Source organism: Deltaproteobacteria bacterium, from assembly GCA_026712905.1.
GTDB lineage: Bacteria > Desulfobacterota > Binatia > UBA9968 > JAJDTQ01 > JAJDTQ01.
This window is the reverse complement of the sequence record JAPOPM010000201.1, coordinates 1-2,944: the sequence shown is the minus strand read 5'-3', so window position 1 is coordinate 2,944 and position 2,944 is coordinate 1. Positions and strand designations below refer to the sequence as shown.

3 protein-coding genes are annotated in these 2,944 nt (G+C 59.1%); all 3 read right to left on the bottom strand.

The features are described from left to right. Positions 1-616 precede the first annotated feature (616 nt). A complete protein-coding gene (locus OXF11_16650; protein MCY4488725.1) occupies positions 617-1,477 on the bottom strand; it encodes an MBL fold metallo-hydrolase in 861 nt (286 codons plus the stop codon). A gap of 335 nt (positions 1,478-1,812) precedes the next feature. Next, positions 1,813-1,980, bottom strand: a complete 168-nt coding sequence (locus tag OXF11_16645) for a hypothetical protein (protein ID MCY4488724.1) — start codon at positions 1,978-1,980, stop codon at positions 1,813-1,815. A 13-nt stretch (positions 1,981-1,993) separates the two neighbouring features. Next, the gene (locus OXF11_16640; protein ID MCY4488723.1) at positions 1,994-2,791 is read right to left on the bottom strand and encodes a serine protease; all 798 of its coding nucleotides are present in this window, start codon (positions 2,789-2,791) and stop codon (positions 1,994-1,996) included. Positions 2,792-2,944 lie beyond the last annotated feature (153 nt).

Sequence of the window (2,944 nt, the reverse complement as noted above, 5' to 3'; positions counted from 1 at the left end):
CCGCCTCTGCACTGATCGATGCCGTCCATGCGGAGATTCGCGACAGGATCGATGGTAACGCGATTCACGATGAGGGTAAGGATGCCGGAACACAACTCGGCAGGTACACACGGTGCCGTCGGAGCGACTGATTTCAACTCTTCAGGGTCCGGGGTGACCCGCCCGACCACCACGCGCTTGTTGTTGGCCGTCCGCGCCCGCCATTGCCGGCGCGGGAGTTTACAACGAACGCCTTGGCGCCCGCGGGATGGACACGCACACCGAAGCCGGTGAGCTTGCCGGCCCAGGCGATCCGGCTATCCATGGCGTGTCTTCGGGCTCAAGGGCGTCTACAGGACCTTGGACAGGGTGAGGTTAACACATGGTCAACACCGCGTGTCGATCGTAGCTGCCGCCTCTGAAGTAGGAGAACGTTTCACCGTCGTTCCTCACAAGAACCGGAACTGGGTCGCGTCTCGGAACCGTATGCTCCAGGCGAGCGCCTTGGATTCCTGGCGCTCTACAGAACCGAAGACAACGCTTCGACACGCCGTGCACAACCGTCTTGACCACAGCCCAGTCGGACGTCGAATCCGACCGCAGGTCCGCCGCGGGAACGGTCGAGTGGACGGCGCGCTCAGTTTCCCCGTCGTTGCAGCACGACGCGGGCGTACACCCCTTCGATGTTGAGTTCGCGCCAATCGGCGTAGGAACCCCAATCCCTGTACTCGTCGAGGGTGATCGACGCCTTCATCTGTTGCAGGCTCTGTCCCGCGCGCGCAGCGGCGACCACGGCGTTGTACAGGTTCTCGTGGTACCGGCGATGATCGGCGACATCCCGCTTCATGCCCATGGCCCCGTGACCGGGCGCAAGGATGTCGAAGTCCAGCCGCTCAACGCGCCGTAGCGAGTCGATCCAGTCGGGGTAGTAGGAATCGGAGAGGTTGCGGAAGGGCAGACGCTTGACCGACACGAAGTCGACGGCGAACAGGGTCCGCTCGTTGGGGAACAGCATGACGATCGAGTTGTCCGAGTGGTTGCGGCCGGTGTAGATCAATTCGACCCGGCTGCCCCCCAGCTCCACCGTCATGCGGTCCGAGAACGTGATGTCGGGCACGGCGGTCGGGCGGCGTTCGTTGATGATCACGGCCTTGGCTCTCTCGTGAGCGATCACCGTCGCAGTGTCGGCGAAGACCTCGCCACCGGCGCTGTGGTCGCGGTGGTCGTGGCTGAGGATCAGGTACTTGATGGGCTGGTTGAATCGCTTGGCGATCTCGGCCTTGAGCCAGGTGGCCGCCTCCGCATTGATGGGATCGGTGACGATCACGCCTTCCGGCGTCACCAGGAAGACGGAGTAGTGGAAGTTGTTCTGGAAGCGATAGAGATCGCCGGCGATCTGGGTTATGGCGCGTTTTGCCTGGGCGTGGAGCATGCCGGGCGCCAGCAACGCGCCCACTAGGCACAGAGCGGCGATAGTCCGAAATACGGTCGGTTTCATGAGATCCCCCCTGCTTTTTGGCGCAACGCAACGCTTTACGGGGTTAGCGTTTGATGGTTGTCATAGCCTATTCACCAAACCAAGACGGTTTGTCAACGACAACTTGACGGTACTGCCTCAGTTTGAATTCGCCGGGTTCCTCTCCCTGGCGTTAGCCTCCTGTCCAGGAGGTGTTCGTATGGCAAGAGTTCGGATACAGGGGAACACGATCGTGCTGGAGGACACCGAGCGCCGCGAGGTGATGGGGGTGGTCGACGTTGACGGCAGGCTGTGGCAAAACGAAGGCCGGCAACCCCAAAGCTGCCGGCCCTTCGTTTGCTTCTCCAAGTGCCCTCCTACCTGCCTCGGCTCACTGATTGCGGATCGAAATCGTCTTCGTCTTGCGACGTGATGGAACTCCAGTAGTTCCCAGTCTCGAAGCTGGTCACGGGTTTTGTGCCGGTTGCTCCCCTGATCACCGTCTGTGCGGTGGGCTCTAAGGTTATACCTTTCTCCTTCGCCATGGCGATTCTCCTTTCACTCGGCTTGGAACGCAATGCCCCATTTTTCGAGACACTCTAGTATAGTCTTGGCGTGAAGACCAACTCCCGTGTTGAAATTTTCAACCAGGTGGGAATTTCCGAAATCAAGAGGGTAGTGTGTAGTCCGAGACTGCATCGCCCACACTCGTCCTTCTTCGTCGAAGGTGGGGCCACCGCTTTGCCCTGGTAGGCCGGGAGAGGATGTCTCAACGAACGGGATCTTTCGGCCATTCTCGAACCGCACAACTTGGGTACGGATGAACATCCCTTCAACCGGAAACAAGGGAACCGGCAGAGTTCCCGCTGGCATCGAGAAAGACCTCGTTGCTGGATCAAACCGGGGAACTACACCAAAGAAGGGGAAGCCGAGTTTGCAAAGTTGTACGCCTGGAACAAAATTTGCATCGGGCTTCTTGAAGACCGGATAGCCCGCCACACGTTTCGGATCGAACGGATAAAGGCGTCCCACTGCTAAGTCGGCCTCCTCGTCGTAGTGGATGTCTGTCAACGTCCAATTGTCTTCACCCCACCAAGAAGCCCAATCAGTGACTCGACCAACATCATGCCTTCGACGCGCAGCCCTATTCGACCCTCGTCTCCCACTGCTGAGCTTCACTTCCGCGCTCAGATTCTCCATCGCTTTCACCACATGGTACGCCGTCAAGGTCCATCCATGCTCATTGAGGATTGTGTGGGTCGCCATCTGGCTCGACAATTTTCCACTCTCTCGCCTCTGTGAAACGATCACTGGCCAAGTAAACTGTCTAGCTATCTGTAGTGCCTTCTGGAACATAGGGCTCCTTTCGTAAGCGGTGCGAGAAGACCACCTTCACCTGAGCAAGGAAATGAGTTTTGGTGGGGTATTTGGCGGGAGGAGCCGATGACGCATAGGGAATCGCGGGAAGCGGGAAGGGAGATGTGGGCGAGGTACGGGAGGTCTTTGCTG